This window comes from Vibrio phycocola (genome assembly GCF_053850235.1).
The window spans coordinates 506,326-526,608 of sequence record NZ_JBSQDJ010000002.1 but is presented as its reverse complement, the minus strand read 5'-3'; the positions used below and the strand labels follow the sequence as shown (position 1 = coordinate 526,608).

18 protein-coding genes are annotated in these 20,283 nt (G+C 39.2%); 8 read left to right on the top strand and 10 right to left on the bottom strand.

Annotated elements, in window-relative coordinates; translation table 11 throughout:
• Window positions 1-357: 357 nt before the first annotated feature.
• A complete protein-coding gene (locus ACWU4D_RS05675; RefSeq protein WP_456050427.1) occupies window positions 358-3,036 on the bottom strand; it encodes a bifunctional acetate--CoA ligase family protein/GNAT family N-acetyltransferase in 2,679 nt (892 codons plus the stop codon).
• A 211-nt stretch (window positions 3,037-3,247) separates the two neighbouring features.
• On the opposite strand from ACWU4D_RS05675, the gene ACWU4D_RS05670 reads away from it, so the two are divergent.
• Window positions 3,248-3,817, top strand: coding sequence for an SPOR domain-containing protein (locus ACWU4D_RS05670; protein WP_456050426.1), 570 nt, complete (start codon window positions 3,248-3,250; stop codon window positions 3,815-3,817).
• A 126-nt stretch (window positions 3,818-3,943) separates the two neighbouring features.
• Window positions 3,944-4,942 (top strand): D-alanine--D-alanine ligase, encoded by a 999-nt coding sequence (locus tag ACWU4D_RS05665; protein WP_456050425.1) that lies wholly within the window; start codon window positions 3,944-3,946, stop codon window positions 4,940-4,942.
• Here the strand turns inward: ACWU4D_RS05665 and ACWU4D_RS05660 are convergent.
• Window positions 4,935-5,903, bottom strand: coding sequence for a tyrosine-type recombinase/integrase (locus tag ACWU4D_RS05660; RefSeq protein WP_456050424.1), 969 nt, complete (start codon window positions 5,901-5,903; stop codon window positions 4,935-4,937). The two genes, ACWU4D_RS05665 and ACWU4D_RS05660, sit on opposite strands and share 8 nt — an antisense overlap.
• A 140-nt stretch (window positions 5,904-6,043) precedes the next feature.
• On the opposite strand from ACWU4D_RS05660, the gene yciH reads away from it, so the two are divergent.
• The 6 genes from yciH (at window position 6,044) to ACWU4D_RS05630 (ending at window position 11,315) form a co-directional block, all read left to right on the top strand.
• The gene (yciH, locus tag ACWU4D_RS05655; RefSeq protein ID WP_456050423.1) at window positions 6,044-6,355 is read left to right on the top strand and encodes a stress response translation initiation inhibitor YciH; all 312 of its coding nucleotides are present in this window, start codon (window positions 6,044-6,046) and stop codon (window positions 6,353-6,355) included.
• A 95-nt stretch (window positions 6,356-6,450) separates the two neighbouring features.
• Window positions 6,451-6,924 carry an NYN domain-containing protein gene (locus tag ACWU4D_RS05650; protein WP_456050422.1) on the top strand — a complete coding sequence of 158 codons (474 nt, stop codon included), beginning with the start codon at window positions 6,451-6,453 and terminating at the stop codon, window positions 6,922-6,924.
• Window positions 6,925-7,057: 133 nt separating this feature from the next.
• Window positions 7,058-8,032: an SLAC1 anion channel family protein gene (locus ACWU4D_RS05645; protein WP_456050421.1), complete on the top strand. Its 975-nt coding sequence runs from the start codon at window positions 7,058-7,060 to the stop codon at window positions 8,030-8,032.
• A 24-nt stretch (window positions 8,033-8,056) separates the two neighbouring features.
• Window positions 8,057-8,398: a carboxymuconolactone decarboxylase family protein gene (locus tag ACWU4D_RS05640; protein ID WP_456050420.1), complete on the top strand. Its 342-nt coding sequence runs from the start codon at window positions 8,057-8,059 to the stop codon at window positions 8,396-8,398.
• A 236-nt stretch (window positions 8,399-8,634) separates the two neighbouring features.
• Window positions 8,635-10,548: an acyltransferase family protein gene (locus ACWU4D_RS05635; RefSeq protein ID WP_456050419.1), complete on the top strand. Its 1,914-nt coding sequence runs from the start codon at window positions 8,635-8,637 to the stop codon at window positions 10,546-10,548.
• A gap of 386 nt (window positions 10,549-10,934) precedes the next feature.
• A complete protein-coding gene (locus tag ACWU4D_RS05630) occupies window positions 10,935-11,315 on the top strand; it encodes a VOC family protein (RefSeq protein WP_456050418.1) in 381 nt (126 codons plus the stop codon).
• A 581-nt stretch (window positions 11,316-11,896) separates the two neighbouring features.
• Here ACWU4D_RS05630 and ACWU4D_RS05625 read toward each other — a convergent pair.
• From ACWU4D_RS05625 to ACWU4D_RS05590, 8 genes are all read right to left on the bottom strand, one after another.
• Entirely contained in the window at window positions 11,897-13,036 is a 1,140-nt protein-coding gene (locus tag ACWU4D_RS05625; protein WP_456050417.1) for a conjugal transfer protein TraF, read from the bottom strand.
• 65 nt (window positions 13,037-13,101) lie between these two features.
• The gene (locus ACWU4D_RS05620) at window positions 13,102-13,965 is read right to left on the bottom strand and encodes a DUF2861 family protein (protein ID WP_456050416.1); all 864 of its coding nucleotides are present in this window, start codon (window positions 13,963-13,965) and stop codon (window positions 13,102-13,104) included.
• A 3-nt stretch (window positions 13,966-13,968) separates the two neighbouring features.
• Complete coding sequence (vxrB, locus tag ACWU4D_RS05615; protein ID WP_456050415.1) at window positions 13,969-14,625, bottom strand: response regulator transcription factor VxrB; 657 nt, start codon at window positions 14,623-14,625, stop codon at window positions 13,969-13,971.
• Window positions 14,600-16,039 (bottom strand): sensor histidine kinase VxrA, encoded by a 1,440-nt coding sequence (vxrA, locus tag ACWU4D_RS05610; protein WP_456050414.1) that lies wholly within the window; start codon window positions 16,037-16,039, stop codon window positions 14,600-14,602. The genes vxrB and vxrA overlap by 26 nt, the downstream gene beginning before the upstream one ends.
• Before the next feature lie 164 nt (window positions 16,040-16,203).
• A complete protein-coding gene (gene pntB, locus ACWU4D_RS05605) occupies window positions 16,204-17,580 on the bottom strand; it encodes a Re/Si-specific NAD(P)(+) transhydrogenase subunit beta (protein WP_456050413.1) in 1,377 nt (458 codons plus the stop codon).
• Between the two features lie 11 nt (window positions 17,581-17,591).
• Window positions 17,592-19,124, bottom strand: a complete 1,533-nt coding sequence (locus ACWU4D_RS05600) for a Re/Si-specific NAD(P)(+) transhydrogenase subunit alpha (protein ID WP_456050412.1) — start codon at window positions 19,122-19,124, stop codon at window positions 17,592-17,594.
• Between the two features lie 257 nt (window positions 19,125-19,381).
• Window positions 19,382-19,672: an HlyU family transcriptional regulator gene (locus ACWU4D_RS05595; protein ID WP_456050411.1), complete on the bottom strand. Its 291-nt coding sequence runs from the start codon at window positions 19,670-19,672 to the stop codon at window positions 19,382-19,384.
• A gap of 20 nt (window positions 19,673-19,692) precedes the next feature.
• Entirely contained in the window at window positions 19,693-20,055 is a 363-nt protein-coding gene (locus ACWU4D_RS05590) for a late competence development ComFB family protein (protein WP_456050410.1), read from the bottom strand.
• Window positions 20,056-20,283 lie beyond the last annotated feature (228 nt).

Here is a 20,283-nt window from a genome sequence, read left to right as displayed (position 1 = left end):
TCAAAATTGCCAATCAAAGAGGCCAACTAAATCGTCGAAAAATAGTGCCAATCGATCATGATCGCTATTTAGACGAATTAATCGCCACTTTGGTTGTACTATGACCTCTGTTAGTGCATTATTGCCGCGCTGGATGGTTGGTGAAGACTGATCTATAAACTTGAACGTCACTAAATGAGTAAAGGACAAATAATGGCACTAGCGTTAATCCTCTTTTTCCTAGCCGCTGCATTTTGGATGCTGCGTCAGGAACGTTAATATTTCGGTCTCCATTCTTCAAAAAATTGAGTCGTAATGAAGTAAGCCTCTCCAAATAGTAAATCAAGATCTATTATTTGAAGAGGCTTTTTATATGATCTAATTTAGCTCCATACTCATATCAGCGGTACCATCTTCAAATTGAACATCAATGGAAAACCCCATTTTTTGTGCTAGTTGTAACATTCCTCGATTTGTTGGCATTGTCATACCTGACATTCGTTTGGTTTGTTTAACTTTGCAGTACTCGATAATTTTATCCATAAGTAGATATCCAAGTCCCATTCCCTTCATATCCGAACGAACTAAAATTGCAAACTCGGAGTCTTGATTGTCTGGAGAAATCAACGCTCTTGATACACCTATAATTGTGTCTTGATGGTTTACACCCATCACAGCAACAAATGCCATTTCACGATCAAAATCTATCTGGGTTAAATTCGCCAGAGCCTCGTGATTAAATTCGCCCACTTCCGTAAAAAAACGGCGGTAAAGATCTTCTTTCGATACATGCTTAATAAAATCGGCGTGCAGCGGTTCATCTTCTGGAAGAATGGGGCGCAATAAGATTGTTCGTCCATCTTTTAGTTCAGCCTTGCACTCTAATTCAGAAGGATAGGGGCGAATCGCTAGTCGTTTTTGGCGCGGACCACTGTAGGCTCTCAATGTTATGTCAGCATCCAACACGGTAAACTTATTGTTGTTCGCCAGTAATGGATGAAAATCGATTTCATGAATTTCTGGGCATTCGATGATCATTTGGGAAACCTTGACCATTAAGCCTGCTAATGCATCGATATCGATAGTACCCGGTTGTTGCTTAAGACGGAGCTTTCCATTTCTAATCGCTTTAGTTATCACGTAACGGGCTAGTGCATTATTGAGTGGCGGTAACGACGCTTCCGCATCGAGTGCAATGTTCCATTCAGAACCACCTTGCCCAATTAATATTACAGGCCCGAAAACCTGATCATTTTTAACTTTTAAGCGCAATTCTTCTCCGCCTGCTAATTGTGCCATCGCTTGTACGACAAGGCTTTCAATTCTTGCGTCAGGATAATTCTGTTTAACACGGTTAATGATGGATACAGCCGCATCCTCGACTTCACTCCGGTTGTGTAAGTTAAGCACAACACCATGTACATCTGATTTATGAGCAATGTCTGGTGATCGCAACTTAACCGCTACTGGATATCCAATTTTATCAGCCACATTTCCCGCTTCAATATGATCGGCTGCTAACCATGTTGCTAGAACATTAAAGTTAAATAACGAGAGTAGTTCTCCAATTTGGTGTGTATCGAGATGATGAGCGTTCCGATCAAGTGAATGTTGGATCCAGGCTCTCGCTTGCTTGAGTTTGATCTCTGGAATTGACGACTCGGATGTTGGTGTTTGTATTAGTTGCTTTTGGTTTCGCTTGTACTCAACCATGTGCATTAATGCAATTACAGCACTTTCGGCAGTACGGTAGGTCGGAATTTTAGCTTTATTAAATAAAGCACGCGCATTTTTGGTCGTCGTTTCACCTGCCCAATTGGTTAATACGTTAAATTGTCGCGACTTTGGGTGCGCTTGAAGGGTGTCAATAATTGCTTGAGCGGTTTGATCAGATTGTGCAACAGCAGAAGGGCAATGCATGACTAAGATAGCATCAGCGATATCGGAATCTAACAGCAGGTTCAAAACTTGCACATAGCGCTGGTCATCTGCGTCACCAACGAGATCAATTGGGTTACTGTGTGACCAACTTGAAGGTAAGATAGCACTAAGTCTATCACGTATGTCATCATCCAATTGTGCCAGTTTTCCACCTCGATCTAGCAAGGTGTCAACAGCCATGATTGCTGGTCCGCCGCCGTTGGTAATGATGGCTAAGCGTTCACCGCGAAGTGGCACCGAGTGAGTCAAAGTCTCTACCGCGGCAAACAATTCATGAGTATTTTGGACTCGAAGCATTCCACTACGACGAATTACCGAATCGTAAATGATATCCAGAGATTCTATACCACCGGTGTGTGCATAAGCGGCTGCAGATCCTTCAAGAGTTCTACCGCCTTTTAAGACGAGAATTCGTTTATTGCGTGATGCAGCACGAGATGCAGAAATAAAACGCCGCGCATCACGTATTGAATCGATATAGAGAAGGATGGAGTCGGTATGGGTGTCGGTCGAAAGAAAATCTAACAAGTCGGCGAAATCTATATCTGAGGCATTTCCTAATGAAATGAAAGCCGAGAACCCAATTTGCTTTTCATAAGCCCAGTCTAAAATGGTTGTACAGACCGCTGCTGATTGAGAAATGAACGCTATATTCCCACGTAACGCAGAAATAGGAGAAAATGATGCGTTGAAATTTTGCCATGGTAGCAACACCCCTAAACTATTTGGCCCGAGGATTTTAATCCCCGCTCTTGCTGCTATTTCTTCACATTGTTGCTGGATTGACTTTCCTTTTTCACTTTCTTTATTCATATCGGACGACAAGATAATGGCAACGGGGACTCTGCATTGTGCCAGTTGCTCGAATACCTCAACATTGTGCGAAGCATTGGTACATAAAATTGCGACATCGGGAACCAATGGGAGAGCATTTACATCGGGGTAGGCTAGAACGCCACAAACCGCCTTATATCTCGGTGTGACCGGCATAATAGCACCAACAAATTTCGACTGTAAAAGGTTGTTCATGACGACATTTCCAGCACGAAGTGGGCGATTTGAGGCACCGATGACTGCTACAGATTTTGGTCTGAAAAATGGAGTTAATGTCGACATACTTATTTCCCTCTTCACATTTTTAGTTATCGTATGTCTAATACGAGACAAATGCTTGTTCTAGCGATAAAAACTCATATATAGTCTGGCCTTATCTAGTGTTTTTGTGTTATCTGTCACATCATTAACTAGGGTATGCACGACATGAACTTGATTATCACGAACTCTGTCGGCATAGTTAGAAAACCGTTTTCTCAGGATTTTATTGATTATGAATACTAAATTTTTGCTATGCGCATCCGTGTTTTTAACCGCCTGTTCATCAGGTACTTATGTTACGGATGTTAAAACGGAAGGCTCTATCCAAGACTACAATGTAGCCACAATCGAGCCTGTTATAGCAATTGAAGAAGCAGCTGTACCATCTCTCCAAGATGCGAAAAACGAAACAAAAGAAAAGGCGACAAACTTATTTGGTACCGAGACCACAGCGGAACAATCGACAGCGACTATTGTCGATATAAAACCACCAACAGAGAAACAAATGAAGGCAGCCGCTAGATTTGGTTATTCAATACAAGTGGTTGCTGTCTCAAATGAAATGGAAGCAACCAAGTTTGCGTCACAATTACCTCAACAAGTCGAGCCAATTTGGCAAAACTACAAGCAAGTCAATGGCACCACTTGGTATACGGTCTTGTATGGAGATTATGCGACAAAATCTGATGCAAAACTTGCGATTAAAGACATGCCTAAAAATATCAGAGATTTGAAGCCATTTGTTAAAAGCATCGATGAGATTAAGAATTCAGCATATCCAATGTTGAAAAAACTAAACTAATGTTCTTTTAAAATATGAATACGCTTGATAATTAGGCAATTAGAAAGCGTTTATTATAAATTTTTTGGATATAGTCGGGTTCTTAACTATGATAGAGCATCAAAAATACACAATACGGAACAAGTGATGGATCAAATTAATATACTGTTGTTGTGTGGTGGTACTTCCGCTGAGCATGAAGTTTCGGTTGTTTCCGCTGACTATCTCTATGATGAACTAAGAAAAAGTCGTCAGTTTAATGTTATACGTGTCGAAATAAAATCAGATGGTTGGTTTTTTGAAAATACCGAACTTGCGTATTTAGACACGAATAATGCAACGATTAATAGTAAATCGAGTAGCAACAAAATTGATTTTGTCGTTCCTTGTATCCACGGTTTTCCTGGGGAAACCGGCGATATCCAATCAATGCTTGAGTTAGCCGGTATTCCTTACTTAGGATGTGGTCCCGAAGCAAGCAACATCAGCTTTAATAAAATCACTTCAAAACTTTGGTACGATGCGCTTGATATCCCTAACACACCTTATATGTTTTTATCCGAAAACTCACCACAAGCAATTGAAAAAGCGAAAGACTTTTTTAGTACTTGTCAAAATGGAGTGTTTATAAAAGCTGCTTGCCAAGGGTCATCCATAGGGTGTTACAAGGTCACAGATTCGAATTTACTAGGGGATGCAATTGATAAAGCATTTGGATATTCGAATCAAGTGTTGGTCGAACTCGCGGTTAAGCCTCGAGAATTGGAAGTTGCTGCTTATCAAATCAATGGTGAGCTGCACATAACCAAACCCGGTGAAGTGATCGCTCCCGATGGAGCATTTTATACTTATGAAGAAAAATATAGTTCATCAAGTCACTCACTGACTAAAATTGAAGCTAGTGATCTCACTTTGTCGCAGCGTGAAGAAATTGAGTGTTATGCTCGCAAAGTTTTTACACATACAAAACTGCGCGATCTATCGCGCATTGATTTTTTTCTGACTCCAGAAGGTGACGTATTCTTAAATGAAGTAAATACATTTCCTGGTATGACACCTATATCAATGTTTCCAAAAATGTTGGAAAACAATGGTCATAAAGTTTCAGAATTTCTTGCAAGTGCCATCCTATCTCGGATCAGTTAATTTTATTGAAAGATTTAAATATGAGTTTTCCTTGTTCTGCCAAATGAGTTTTTCCTAAATACAGATTTGGCATTACAGGGCTATTCCAACGTCCAAAACTTTGAATGTCCTTTATGTTATAACCTTGACTAAAGAGCTTCGTGACGGCACCAACCCGAGCTGATTGACCGGAAAAACTTAAATGTTCCGGGAGTCCAAGCATTGTTGAGGCTTTTTTAAGAATTCGATAAATAGATGAATCATTCAAAACAGCATTATTTATCTGCTGGTGACGATTGATTGAGCGGAATACGGGACCTTCTAACTTATCTAGTAACAAGAACCAACGATTAAGAGCCTGGCTTGTATCGCAGGATAGTTGATATGACTTTTCTGATATCTGAACGATTATATTGTCATCTTCAGATGAGCTATTTGTGAATTGGCTAAAATTAAGTTCTCTTACTTCACTTCTTTTCAATGCGCATTCAAACATAATCGAATAAATGGCTAAATCTCGGCACGCTACAGGAGTAGAATCAACAATCAGTAGATCGCGGATTCGTTCTAAATGATTTAGTGTAAATGAAGGAGTTTGCTTCTCATCGCCGAGCTTTTCAAGTTTCAATCGATTAAGTAGAAGGCTAACTTGAACTGATGATGTAGGGTCTTTATAGGATAAGATGTTATGAATATTTGATATTGTGATAACGTAACGTTTTAACGACGAGAACTTACGCTTATGACTCATCATCGTTATAAATTCTAAGACGGTATCCACGGAAGCTGGTAGAAAGGGACGCTGCTTTAACTTCGCATAATCGGTAAAACTCAACCAATCTTTGCGTATTGCCAATAGTGAGTTACGAGAATATTGTTTCTGAGTCATCATTTGTAATTGTTCGATCGAGATGTACTGAGATAAATAACGACAATAGCGGTCTTTATCAAATTGACTTTTTACGATAACGTTTTTTTTCATTCTAATGCACTATAACTGAGTAACTATATCAATAATAATATCATAAATTTCACACGCTATAAGATAAAGCCAACATAACAATTTCAATAAGATGTGATAAAATCAAATATTATATTCGCTAGCATACATGAGTACCTCCCATGACATTAGTATACTCAACCGAAACTGGCCGTATTAAGCCAGAAGCCGAAAAAAAACAACGACCAATTGGTGATGGTATCGTCCGTATTCAACGGGTAACAAAGGGCCGTAAAGGCAAAGGCGTTTCTATCATTACTGGACTAGGCTTAGAAGATGCGCCACTAAAATTACTGGCTGCAGAATTAAAGAAGAAGTGTGGCTGCGGTGGTGCAATCAAAGACGGTGATATCGAAATCCAAGGAGATGTACGAGATAAATTAAAGCAACTCCTTGAACAAAAAGGTTATAACGTTAAGCTTGCAGGCGGCTAATTCATAAACAAATTGGTTTATTCGATATGATCACGAGCGATCTTTTTCGATCTCTTTTAATTTTAGTTATCCATTTACCGTAAGGTGCTTTTGCAATGGAAAAAATAGTTCTGCTCGTCGATGTACAAAACGTCTATTACACAACCAAACAAGCCTATAAACGTAACTTTGATTACAATGAATTTTGGCGTCAGGTGACAAAGGATCGTGAAGTCGTACAGGCAATTGCTTATGCAATCGACCGTGGAGATGAAAAGCAACGTCAGTTTCAGAATATTTTAAGGGCGATTGGATTCGAAGTTAAACTAAAGCCATTTATCCAACGTAGTGATGGAACCGCAAAAGGTGACTGGGACGTAGGCATCACATTAGATGCTATAGAATATGGGCAGCAAGCTGATACCGTCGTTTTAGTGTCTGGAGATGGCGACTTTGATCTACTGCTACTTAAACTTTACACAAATTATGGTGTAAAAAGTGAAGTTTATGGTGTTCCTCAACTTACCGCCTATTCTTTGATTAATTCGGCAAGTCAGTATATTCCAATTGAAGGCAATCTCTTAATGTAGTGCAAGCCCATATGTTGCATATGTAAAATAAATAACTTTCTTGGAGCATTGATTGTTATTTTGAGGCTTTAACTCTTCAGAACAAAATTTCCGTTAGTAGGGATTAACACCGTTATCGTATTAGGGGAGTGACATGATTTCACAACCAAGTAATCTTAACCACTTCGTAGAAAATAAACTCGTTCATTTCCCAATATCATTGTTCGCGATAATCATGGGCCTAAGTGGGTTAACGATTACTTGGAGTGTCAATAGTTGGTCAATCGCATATCCAATAAGCTTACTGTTAGCCACATCCACATCATTAATTATGCTCATATTCTCAGCGTTTTATCTATTTAAAATCTTTAAGTTTAAACAAGCCGTATTGCATGAATTAAAACATCCAATACGAATGAATTTCTTCCCAGCTTTCTCAATTAGTTTATTGCTGATATCAGCTATTTGGAAAGATTACGCTACATTGTCACTGATATTGTGGAGTGTGGGAACAATCGTGCAATTTACATTAACTTTGTATGTAATGACGAGCTGGATACATCATAGTCACTACACAATATCTCATGTAAACCCAAGTTGGTTCATTCCAGTCGTCGGCAACATCATCGTACCGATTTCAGGAGTAACGTTAGGATTTATTGAGTTAAGCTGGTTCTTTTTTAGCATCGGAATCGTTTTTTGGATAATTCTACTCACCGTATTGTTCTATCGCCTGTTTTTCCATGACCAACTTCCGCCAAAACTGTATCCAATGCTGTTTATCCTTTTAGCGCCGCCATCTATCGGTTTTATCTCTTATACACACATCATCGGTGGCATTGATAATTTCGCACGGATACTCTACTACACCGCCATATTTTTAAGCATTTTGCTTTCTATTAATATCATTAAATTTGCTCGTTTACCGTTCTACTTAACCTCTTGGGCGTATTCATTTCCAAGCGCGGCACTGGCTACGGCAACCGTTAAAATGGCGCATTTGATAAACAGCGATATATTAGCGATATTGGGTCAGTTGTTAACATTAGGCACAACGGTATTAATTACTTGGTTAGTAATCAACACGATAAAACTAGCCAAAACGGGCGGCATTTTCGTATCAGAATAAAAGTCTAAAAAAGGAATCAAAATTATGGCTAAAAGCTACAAAGAACTCAATCAATCGCTGCGCGAGCAGGGGATGGAATACAAAAATTCCAGTCCAGCGACACTCAATGCCTTTGTTGCATTGCGCAAAGCGGTCATGGTCAAAGGCGAGGTGAGCATTAAGAATAAAGAATTGATCGCCACAGGCATCGCCATTGCCGCCCGTTGTGATGGTTGTATTGCTTCGCATGTGTCCGCAGCGTTAAAGGCAGGAGCTACACGTCAAGAATTAGTCGAAACCATTGATGTCGCTGTATTAATGGGAGGCGGCCCCTCAGTTACATACGGAATCCAGGCACTTGCGGCTGTTGATGAATTGTCAGCATAGCTTGAATCACAATAGCGATAAATGATATAGCTATGATTTAACTACCTGACACTTCTTTATATCGCAAAATCTAGAGATGTGTTATCACTACGTTTATTAACATTATTAATGTTAATAAACGCGTTTTTCAAACATTCTCAAATGTAATATAGCGCTTCCTCTCAACTTCTAAATTCTTGCCTTACATAGTCCTGCATATATACTAAAAGGATATGTTTTTATTTAGTGTGTAATTTATGAATTTTAGATATGACATTAATGGGTTGAGAGCAATAGCTGTTATTGCTGTTGTTATTTTTCACTTTAATCCAACGTGGGTTCCTGGAGGCTTTGCTGGTGTAGATGTCTTCTTTGTTATTTCCGGTTTTTTAATGACTGGAATAATTTTTAAAGGACTAGAAAATAACGATTTCAAATTGTTTAACTTCTATACCGCTAGAGCTAACCGGATCATCCCAGCTCTTGCTGTTCTATGTTTAGTCCTTTTAACGGTTGGTTGGTTTTTCCTAACACCAATTGACTACAAACCGCTGATTAAACACGTTGCAAGCAGTATCAGTTTTGTATCTAATTTCATTTATTGGAAAGAAGCTGGGTACTTTGATGTATCATCTCACGAAAAATGGTTACTACACACTTGGTCACTTTCTGTAGAGTGGCAATTTTATATCCTATATCCAATAGTCCTATTAGTATTAAAGTCATTTTTATCAATTAGTAACCTAAAGCGCCTAGTCGTTATTGGTACAGTATTTGGTTTCATTGTAAGTGTTTACGCTACAACCAAATGGCCAACTGGAGCTTATTATTTATTTCCAACAAGAGCTTGGGAAATGATGTTGGGTGGCGTTGCTTTTCTTTACCCTTGGCATATCACTGACTCAAAACGAAAAATCACAGAATGGTTAGGGCTCGCTTTAATTATTTCAGCATATGCACTTATCTCTGGCGGAAATGCTTGGCCCGGTTATCTAGCTGCTATACCGGTAATTGGCGCATATTTGATGATTTCTGCAAATCAACAAAGCAGCATCGTTACTAACAACATCATATTTCAATATATAGGTAAATGGTCATACTCAATATATTTATGGCATTGGCCAGTAGTCGTTTTAGAACATTATCTAGGGTTTGAAAATTGGATTGTCTACGGAATATTTATATCCATTACACTTGGGTTTTTGAGTTTTAAGTTTATAGAGTCATTTAAATTTTCGAGTTTAAAGAAGCCGACTTTGATTATATTTATGATCTCTAAACCAATGATCATATTCTACTGTGTGTTTTTAACCTCTTTGGTACTCCAGTCCACATCAACGCAAAAATTAATGCCCACATATGGTAGTGAGGCACATTTATATATGGACAGATATCGCTCGGAAGAAGTTGAAACCTTAAGACATTCGTATGAATATTTTGCCGACGAATGTAACTTTTTTGATTATTTCTCCGGTACGTTTGAAGTAGTAAGAGATAGTGTCTCACCTAGGTGCTTAAATTTCGACCATAATAAACCCAATGTATTTATTTGGGGAGATTCACACGCGCAAGCTATTGGTCAAGCAATTAAAGAAGATGATTCATTAAATGTATCTCAAGTGGCATCTTCGAGTTGTAAAGCTGAATTTGGACATGAATACAACAAAGTATTACGAGGTGTAAGAGGTGAAGCATGTAAGGTCTCAAATAAATATGTTTTATCCAAATTAAAATTGATAAAGCCTGATATTGTGATAGTTGCTCAGCACGATAAACATGAAAAAAGCGATTTTGAACAACTTGCTATCAACCTAAAACAACTTGGGGTTGGCGCATTATTTGTTGTTGGACCAACACCTCAGTGGAGTGATTTACCTGTCGTAATATCGCGCACTTATATGGATAAGGCAATCACTATGCTACCAAAGAAAGGGATGGCACAATCAATTCTCGCTACAGATAAAATCATGTTATCTAAAGCACACAAAAATTATACATATGTATCTATTCTGGATAGGCTATGCAATAGCGACAAATGTTTAGGCAAAATTGATGATCAAAACTCAGCGTTGCTTTTTGATGATGGCCATCTAACGAAAGAAGGCTCTTATTACTTATATAACTTATTCTTAAAAGAAGAACTATATAAACTCATCGAAGAAAATCATTAGACAAAACTCTCACTCAATCGAATTTAATATCGTTAAGTGCGTATTGGATTCGATTGAGTAAAAACTTACAAATATAGGCTTCGAAGTTGATAAAAAAGTTCTAATCATGATGAGTCTTCAGATAGGGGAAATATTTTAGTTTACATAAACACTATTTAACATAACGTACATAATGCGTAATTTACAAATCGCTAATTTGACGTGTAATTCGATAGAAGATTTCCAAATTGTAGTTGATCGTGCTCTGAACTCTGCATTTATATTTCAGGCCATTACTCTAGATAAACGTCACCTATTAAGCTTATGCAATTAACAACTGCTTAACAATTTTCTTAATTAGAGCTAGACTGATATTCCTCATTAAGCTCATGACTAAGGATGGAATTATGATATCTAATCCCGTTGGATGGTTTGAAATTTATGTTGATGATATGCCTAGAGCTCGTAAATTTTACGAATCGGTATTAAATGTAAAATTGGAAAAATTAGAAAGTCCTGCAATGATAGAAATCGAGATGTGGTGTTTCCCAAGCAATATGGAACAGTATGGTGCGAGTGGCGCATTAGCCTATATGAGCAATGTTAAAGCCGGTGGTAATAGCACCCTAGTCTACTTTTCATGTGACGATTGTGCTGTCGAAGAATCTCGTGTGTTATCGAGCGGTGGTGAAATACTCGTTCCCAAAATGCAAATCGGTGAACATGGGTTTATTAGTGTGTTATGTGATACCGAGGGCAATACCATAGGCCTGCACTCAATGAAGTAACCAACTAAGACCTAATCAAAGCAAATTGGCTGCATCACTATCTTTCACTATGGCATTAGGTGATCAGCCATTCTACTTTTTACTCTTATTCTCGATATTAAACATTGCCACCTACTGCTAACTTACAATCAATTAAAGGTGTCATAAATTTTTCTCTCTGCTTAATTGCACTACTTAGCGCTCTTAATTTGACTCAATATCACCATTCAATAAACCGCTAAAAGAAATTTCTCACATAACTATACTTTTCTTTCAGCATTTACAGTTCCCCTTAAAAAAACGTATATCTCGTCCAATAAAACCGTAATTGTATTAGTCCTCCTGCCACAATACATTTAGTTATAGTGCTTTAGACAATACGATCTTATATTAGATTTTTTGACTATATTACATAGATTGTTAGATATGGGTTACAGTGTTTTATACTGCCAATAGATCCTAAATAGATCTAAATTCTTTACTTATTTCACGACAAACATTAAGCTGATGAGTGAATGTTTACTTACGCCAGAACTCCTAGTATTTCAGGCATAAAAATGCCCGCATATGCGGGCATTAAAATAAATTAGGCACTTTAGAAGTTAAAACGTACTTAAGAAATTGATATAAGCTCCTTTAGAATCAGGACCGGAGTAGCTCACCGCCAAATCAAGCTCCACTAAACCCAAGGGCGAAATTCCTACACCCGCTGTCCACGTCGGATCTGTACTATCATAAGCAAGGTTCTTGTTGTAGCCAGCTCTAAGCTTTAACTGGCGCAGCAAGTCAATCTCTCCTCCTACTCTGATCATCTGTGTATTATCATCAAACCCAACGTAGTGAGACTCTTCTTTTAGATCATAATCCACACTGAGTGTTGCATAGTCAGCCACTAACCCAAACCCGACAGTATATTGAGGTTCCAGGCTATAATAGTATTGGTTACCATTAACGGACTGAGTTTCTATATCCTTAGAAATTAAATTCATCGCCGATAAACCAACACGTAGAGGCCCATAAAACCATACCGCCCCCGCATCCACGTTAATCATCGACTCTTTTGTTGAGTTATCTCCGACATCCAGGATCGAGTAATCATCAAAGCTAGCGTTATAGACAAAGGTATAAATACGTTGAACTTTAGGCGTTATTCCAAGTGCAATATGCTGTCCAAGATAGTGAGAATACTTTGCTAGTGTCAAACCTGCTTCTGCAATCCCAACAGACACTGCATTTATAGAACTATTTTGAGCGTTATTAATGGTGTTTGAATCTGACGTATCAATATCCGAAGTGACATAAGTTTCTGCATATACTTTTCCATATGCCGTCATAGAGACAAATGAATTTGGAATCCCAATCGCGACTACTGCGCCTAATTCAGACTTAAGTTGCTTACCTTGCATATTTTCCAAGGCAGTTTCAAGCTCGCTTTCCAATGCTAAGCTGGGACTAGATTCCGCTTCTTCAATTAAATCGGCCAAATTTTCTATCGCATCAACGAATTGATCGGGATCTTCATAACTTCCACCGATACTCGGTAGGATCATACCAGCATCATCGTTACGTCGATAAATAGCCGTTAAAGCGGGATTATAAAATGGGGCTGTTAGATAGCTAGCTGATACGACCCCAACTCCGCCCATCGCATCACCGCGAGCTTCTATCGCATACGAGGCAGAGTGAGATGACATTGATACAAATGCCGTAGCTAAAGCCAAAGTTTTAAGTCGCAGTGCCATATTAGATAAATTCCTCTGTGGGTTTTTACCTATAACGGCAGGATGAACGGTTTCTTTACTGTTTTTTAATCGTCGGTAACATCATAAGTTTTACTAATTACTTGAGATTGCTCGATTAGAATCGGGCCTTGCCATCGTTGATAATTCATAGAAACCGCTAAAATATATCGGCTTGGCGCATTTACGTTACGCGGTAATGATAATGGGTAATCAGATTCATAAGCTTTATGCCAGATTTCAACGTACTTACCTTCATCAAAACTGTAGAGAGAAACATTCAGTTTCGGTAACGGACAATAGGAGTTCGGCAACGCTGATTTTACGACTTTCCATTCATCTTGGGACACCCAATGAACCGAATGATTTGCTTCTGGTTCTTCCAAAATGATCCACTGACTCCATTCTGATCCGTCGAGCCTAACAGCACTGACACGGTATAAACCAGGAGTAAGTTTCTGTGGTATATTGTAGCGGCGGATATAGTTTGTTACATCGTCACTTTGAATTTTTGATAACGTGCTTTCACCCGATGGCGCTTTATCTACCCAACGTCGAATATACACTTCTTGTATTTCTTCTGTTGATGAAACATCGAGGATAAATTGATAGGCGTCGCGACCAGGGCTTTGAATCTCAATTCGTCGAAGCGTTACCGACTTAATCCACTTCGGTAACGGTTGTGTGGTAAATCCCTTACCACAATCTAATTCCAATCCCTGTAAGGCTAATGCATTTAAATGCTCAGATACATCAGTCGAGTCTGCGTTCTGCCATACTTCAACCATAGAATCAAACATCCCCGATAATTCACCGGTTAATAGATGTTGATGAGCTTGGGCTAAAGGTGTCGTTCTCGCAAACCAATCATTTTCAGCATAAACCGTGGGTACCATCATAAGCGCACCCAACATAACAGCAATTTTGTTCATCAATTAAGCTTTCATTTTGTAACCAACGCCACGGAGAGTCTCAATTTCGAGTCCAGGCAATTTTTGACGTAGTTGCAATACATGAGTATCGACAGTACGGGTTGTTGGAAAATGATTATATCCCCACACATGATCTAGTAATTCATCTCGCGTAAATACTCGGCCTAAATTACTTGCTAAAAAGAGCAATAGATCAAATTCTGTTCGAGTTAAGGTAACAGCTTGGCCATCAAACAGCACCTCACGGGTAGCTTTATCAATCACTAAGTTTTCCGTAACCACTTGATTATCAGACATACCACTTTCTGGTGTACGCAACTGAGCACGGATACGCGCAAATAATTCAGCTTCGGCGAACGGCTTAGTTAAATAATCATCAGCTCCTGAATCCAAACCGGCGACTTTATCTTTCACCGTAACTAAAGCGGTTAACAAAATAACCGGCACATCTTTAATTCTTTTCCAATCAGGTAAATGCGAAACTGAATCACCATCTGGTAACTGACGATCTAGAATCACCAAATCCGCTTTATCCCAATGTTGTTTCACCTCTGAAATGCGTTCTGCATGTAATACGGTATAATCAGCTTGTTCTAAACTTACCAATAATCCATCCGCTAGGTTTTTATCGTCTTCAACTAGAAGCAACGTCTGTTTCACAGGGTATCTCCAAAATAAATGTTGAAGGCGGGCCGATTAGAGACATACTGCCACCCATTCTTCCCACCATCGATTCAACAATTGTCAATCCAAGTCCTAAGCCACTTTCACTCACGAATGCTTTACGCAATTTTCGCCAATGTTTTCGATTTAGACATCCTTGGTCAATAACTTTAAATATGACCGAGTCTCTTGAAGTAATGACTTCCAATTTTACGGGTGCAACGCCATATTTAAAAGCGTTGCGTAATAAGTTATCAATACACGTCCATAACCAATATACGTTCAGTTTTGCTGCAATATCTTGGTTAATAACAAGTTCAATATCTTCTTTAAATTCTTCAGCTACTTTAAATTCTAGCCATTCTTGAATAGACGGAACCCAATCAGCCGCAAGTGATTGATTATCTGACTGTAAATAATCTTTGCTCGCTTCAGCCAATTGGCGCAACCGCCTTGAATCTTCACATAATCGACGAAATTCTTCATACAACGATTCAGGAAGAACCTCGAACTCACGACGAAAACCTTCGACAGTTAAAGATAAACTAGCAATAGGGGTACGCAGCTCATGAGTCAATATTTGTAAGACCAACATACGACTCTTAAGTTCCTTACGCTTAGAATTCCCTCGATAGATGAACCAACTTATAATTAATAAGAAATTCACTACAACCAGCCCCACCATAATGTAGCGAAGTAGCTCTGATTGATCTTTTAAATTCCAACACAAGTTCCCACGTTGAACAAAGCAAGTCGTGTGATCTTTAGCAAACGAGTATGATAGACCAACGCTATCTGCCTTGTCGGTCCATAACTTTTCGTTAAAAATAAAATATCTATCGCCTTTTCTTAGCCAAAATTCATTGTTGGAGCTAAACATCGTCGCTCCGCCCAATAAAGCATTGATAGCGGTATATTCCATCCTCTGAAGTCGTCCTAAAAGTGTTGTAACAGGACGAGTTGGACGTTCTTGAATGTGTGTGTATTTTAATAGCTGTTCACGTGTATCTGGGTGAACGGCAATATAGCGCTCTGCGTATGAGCCTCCACCAGGGTGAATCATAGAGCTTCTCGCAAACCAACGCGCTGTAAGTTTTGTCCCATTACACATTGCCCGTGTAAAAACGAGAGGTTCGGTGATCAATGGGCTTAATGGAATTGAACCAGTACAGTTAACCGCCAGTTTATACAACTGTTGAATATCTTTAATTGGATAATTAGCCGTTTGCGGTAAGAGAGATTCTGGTGTTAAAAGACGTGTTGGATAATCGGCTTCGATTGTCCGAATATCATAAGTTACTGTAGCATTTTGATAGTCAAATAAACGAACAAATTCATCGATTCGTTCAGGCAAAGATTCTGCAAATACATTAGCCGATATAAACATCAGAAAAATCAGTCTTAACTTCATTCTATCGCTAACTCTGCCTTTATACTTCACCATTTCACTTCTAGCCATTATGTCGAGAAGTGCGTCCTAGATGTTATATTGTTGTCAAGAATAGGCTTAATGTACAACAAAATAGCCAGCGAGAATATCGCTGGCTAATTGTCTACTGATCTATCATTAAAAATCTATAACGCTTTTACAATATCATCAACGCTAGATTTTGCATCACCAAATAACATTTGAGTGTTTTCTTTAAAGAATAAAGGATTTTGAACTCCGGCATAACCAGTACTCATGGAACGCTTAAATACAATCACGTGTTGTGCATTCCATACTTCAAGTACAGGCATTCCAGCAATTGGACTATTTGGATCATCTAGTGCCGCTGGGTTAACCGTGTCATTCGCTCCAATTACTAATACTGTGTCAGTATCAGAGAAATCATCGTTGATTTCATCCATCTCTAATACAATATCATAAGGAACTTTCGCTTCAGCCAATAACACATTCATATGACCTGGCAAACGCCCAGCAACTGGGTGAATACCAAAGCGAACCGTTATTCCCATTGAACGTAGCTTTTCAGTCAGTTCATAAACAGGGTACTGAGCTTGCGCTACTGCCATACCGTATCCGGGAGTGATAATAACCGATCTAGAGTTTTTCAAAGTATCCGCGACTTCATCAACAAACACTTCTCGGTGTTCACCCTGCTCTTCATCACCTGAAATAACAACTTCTTGGCCAAATCCGCCGGCGATCACACTTACGAAAGAACGGTTCATTGCTTTACACATGATGTAAGACAAAATCGCTCCTGATGAACCAACCAATGCACCTGTTACAATCAGCAAGTCATTTGCCAACATAAAACCAGCAGCAGCAGCGGCCCAACCAGAGTATGAGTTAAGCATAGACACGACAACTGGCATATCTGCACCACCAATAGATGCAACCAAGTGGTAACCGAATGCAAATGCTATTAACGTCATCACGATCAGAGCAAATAGACTTCCATCTACATTCACAAAGTAAATTAATAGCAATGTAGATACGACTATCGCCGCCAAATTCATTTTGTGTTTATGTGGAAGGTTCAGTGCAGAAGAATTAATCACACCTCGTAATTTCCCAAAGGCGACTATCGAACCAGTAAAGGTTACCGCGCCAATGAAGATACCCAAGTATACTTCGACTAAATGAATTACGTGTTCAGCATGAGTCGCCATTTCGGGCGCTTCGATATAACTATTGTAACCAACTAAAACCGCCGCCATACCCACAAAGCTATGGAGTACAGCTACCAATTCTGGCATTTCAGTCATTTCGACTTTTTTCGCCAAATGCATACCGATTGCACCACCAATAACCATCGCAAGGATAATCCATGTAATCCCCGAAGTGCTTTGGCTAAATATGGTAGCGATCAACGCAATCGTCATCCCTGTAATACCGTAATAGTTACCTGCTTTTGCAGATTCCTGTTTCGATAACCCAGCGAGACTCATAATAAAAAATAAAGCAGCAACAATGTACGCTGCTTGTACTAATCCTGCAGACATTCGCTACTCCCTTAGTTCTTACGGAACATTTCAAGCATACGCTTGGTAACGGTGAAACCACCAAATATATTGATACTCGCAATTAATATCGCGATGAAAGACAAGAACGTGACAACGCCACTTCCTTGACCGATCTGCAACAATGCACCAATAACGATAATGCCTGAAATTGCGTTCGTTACTGACATTAAAGGCGTATGAAGAGAATGGCTCACATTCCACACCACGTAATATCCGACCACACATGCTAAAACAAATACGGTAAAATGACTTAAGAAGGCGGCTGGTGCTACGGAAGCTATCCACGCAAACACACCTAACCCAACGATTAACCCGCCAATTTTCTTCGCGGGTGAAACTGGCGCTTCTTCTTTAGGTTCGGCTTTAACAGGTTCTGGTTTCGCTTGAGGTTGAGCAGAAACTTGTATTGGTGGAGCAGGCCAAGTCACTTCGCCTTCTTTAACCACGGTGACACCACGAAGAACAACATCATCAAAATTGATATCGATATTACCGTCTTTTTCTTTACAAAGAAGTTTGGTTAAGTTGACAAGGTTAGTAGCGTAAAGTTGCGAAGATTGCGTTGGTAATCGCCCTACCATATCGGTATAGCCAATAACCTTAACACCGTTATCCGTAACCACCACTTCATCGGCAACTGTATATTCACAGTTACCACCATTGGCTGCTGCCAAATCGACAATTACACTGCCCGCCTTCATGTTATCAACCATTTCTTTGGTAATAAGCTTCGGAGCTGGACGACCTGGAATCAATGCCGTGGTAATAATGATATCAACATCTTGTGCTTGCGCTGCGTAGAGTTCTGCGGCTTTTTGGTTGAACTCGTCGGACATTTCTTTTGCGTAACCATCTCCCGATCCCGCAGCCTCTTCAAATTCAACTTCTAGAAACTCAGCACCCATTGACTGAACTTGTTCTTTTACTTCAGGACGAACATCAAAAGCTCTAACGATTGCCCCAAGGCTGCCAGCGGCACCAATAGCGGCTAACCCAGCAACGCCTGCTCCTGCAATAAAGACCTTAGCAGGTGGAACTTTACCTGCCGCAGTAATTTGCCCAGTAAAAAACCGACCAAACTCATGTGCTGCTTCTACAACTGCACGGTATCCGGCAATGTTTGCCATAGATGATAATGCATCTAATGCTTGAGCACGTGAAATACGAGGAACACAGTCCATCGCCATAACATTAATGTTTTTAGACGACAGCTTCTCCATTAATTCTGAATGTTGAGCTGGCCAAATGAAACTGACTAACGAAGCACCATCTTTAAGGTAAGAAATTTCGTCGTCCGAAGGGGCATTTACCTTAAAAATAATGTCTGCATTCCACGCTTCTGATGTAGACACCACTTTCGCCCCTGAGGCTTCGTATGCTGAATCATCAAAACTCGCTTTATCTCCTGAGGTAGATTCAATAATTACATCAAATCCAAGTTTAATTAACTGCTGTACCGAACTCGGTGATGCAGCCACTCGCGACTCTCCCGCTAGTGTTTCTTTAGGTACTCCAATCTGCATTTCAAATCCTTGACTATGGGCCCAAATAGATTATTTATTTATAATATAACGACATGGATAAGTATGATTTATTATAAATAATTTGACATTGTTCTTCGAAAAAACAACGATTTATAACGAATCAATTCTAAGATGTTACCTTGCCGGTCGCACATTAAATACTAGTTATACGCTTGTGTAAATATTCTATAAAAATAAAGCCACAAGTTTAGCTACTTGTGGCTTCTATCAATATGATATCTATCAATGATTTTGCTTTACTGGAAGATATTCTCGCCCATTTGATCAATAAATACTTTGGCTTTATTTATCATCAAATCATTTGCATCACCTTGTGACGCTAAAACATCGGAGCGAACGAATCTGTGAGATAGTAATTCGTTATCAACCATTTTCTCGATTTTCCCGGCAACTCGATATTGACTACCTTCCTTTATCGAACTGGCATATATCGAAAAACCATTGTGTTCCACCGGTTCAACTTTAGCGTACTCATCTTTCGGCGCCTGATCATCAGAGCCACCAAACAAACGGGATAAAAAGCCCACTTAACTCCCCTTACCTACTATTAGTTAATTTTATTCACGATCGGTTTTTCATACCATTCAAGTTCTAGATCTTCGCTGCGCTGGCTTGTAATAACAACCGGAATATCGGTATCTCTGCGTTTTCTTTGGTCATTAATAATCATTGATTCAGCAGCCAAGACGGCATCATTTGCATATTGCTTTAAAGTATCCATTTTCCCCAACGGGAGAGCCGCTAAAAAGTCGATATCGTGACGAATATACACAGGTCGCAATTGACTTAAGGCCAAACACGCCAGATCTGCCAATTGTTCGTCATTGTACTTATCAACGTAACTTGAACCGGCTAACAGCTGCCCAACAAGAACTTCCATATAATTATGAACATCTACACTGATTTGCATTGAATCTCCTAACTTTACAATTATGCTTATTGATTAAGAATAATACGTCAATCAACAAATTGACCATTTCTTTTACAAAAATTATTCAACTTAGTGCTCTAAATCGCAAAATCAAAGACTTAGACTAAACATAAAAATTAATTTTTCCCAAAAAACTTGGAAATTTGATAATTCAAAGTATGCTTAATAAATACTATCATCTAATTAGCACGTGTTCAGCGAATTATT

What these genes read in the sequence shown, in the direction of transcription:
- ACWU4D_RS05675 (WP_456050427.1), bottom strand. Translation starts at nt 3,036, where the DNA reads ATGTCGACATTAACTCCATTTTTCAGACCAAAATCTGTAGCAGTCATC.
- ACWU4D_RS05670 (WP_456050426.1), top strand. Translation starts at nt 3,248, where the DNA reads ATGAATACTAAATTTTTGCTATGCGCATCCGTGTTTTTAACCGCCTGT.
- ACWU4D_RS05665 (WP_456050425.1), top strand. Translation starts at nt 3,944, where the DNA reads ATGGATCAAATTAATATACTGTTGTTGTGTGGTGGTACTTCCGCTGAG.
- ACWU4D_RS05660 (WP_456050424.1), bottom strand. Translation starts at nt 5,903, where the DNA reads ATGAAAAAAAACGTTATCGTAAAAAGTCAATTTGATAAAGACCGCTAT.
- yciH (WP_456050423.1), top strand. Translation starts at nt 6,044, where the DNA reads ATGACATTAGTATACTCAACCGAAACTGGCCGTATTAAGCCAGAAGCC.
- ACWU4D_RS05650 (WP_456050422.1), top strand. Translation starts at nt 6,451, where the DNA reads ATGGAAAAAATAGTTCTGCTCGTCGATGTACAAAACGTCTATTACACA.
- ACWU4D_RS05645 (WP_456050421.1), top strand. Translation starts at nt 7,058, where the DNA reads ATGATTTCACAACCAAGTAATCTTAACCACTTCGTAGAAAATAAACTC.
- ACWU4D_RS05640 (WP_456050420.1), top strand. Translation starts at nt 8,057, where the DNA reads ATGGCTAAAAGCTACAAAGAACTCAATCAATCGCTGCGCGAGCAGGGG.
- ACWU4D_RS05635 (WP_456050419.1), top strand. Translation starts at nt 8,635, where the DNA reads ATGAATTTTAGATATGACATTAATGGGTTGAGAGCAATAGCTGTTATT.
- ACWU4D_RS05630 (WP_456050418.1), top strand. Translation starts at nt 10,935, where the DNA reads ATGATATCTAATCCCGTTGGATGGTTTGAAATTTATGTTGATGATATG.
- ACWU4D_RS05625 (WP_456050417.1), bottom strand. Translation starts at nt 13,036, where the DNA reads ATGGCACTGCGACTTAAAACTTTGGCTTTAGCTACGGCATTTGTATCA.
- ACWU4D_RS05620 (WP_456050416.1), bottom strand. Translation starts at nt 13,965, where the DNA reads ATGAACAAAATTGCTGTTATGTTGGGTGCGCTTATGATGGTACCCACG.
- vxrA (WP_456050414.1), bottom strand. Translation starts at nt 16,039, where the DNA reads ATGAAGTTAAGACTGATTTTTCTGATGTTTATATCGGCTAATGTATTT.
- pntB (WP_456050413.1), bottom strand. Translation starts at nt 17,580, where the DNA reads ATGTCTGCAGGATTAGTACAAGCAGCGTACATTGTTGCTGCTTTATTT.
- ACWU4D_RS05600 (WP_456050412.1), bottom strand. Translation starts at nt 19,124, where the DNA reads ATGCAGATTGGAGTACCTAAAGAAACACTAGCGGGAGAGTCGCGAGTG.
- ACWU4D_RS05590 (WP_456050410.1), bottom strand. Translation starts at nt 20,055, where the DNA reads ATGCAAATCAGTGTAGATGTTCATAATTATATGGAAGTTCTTGTTGGG.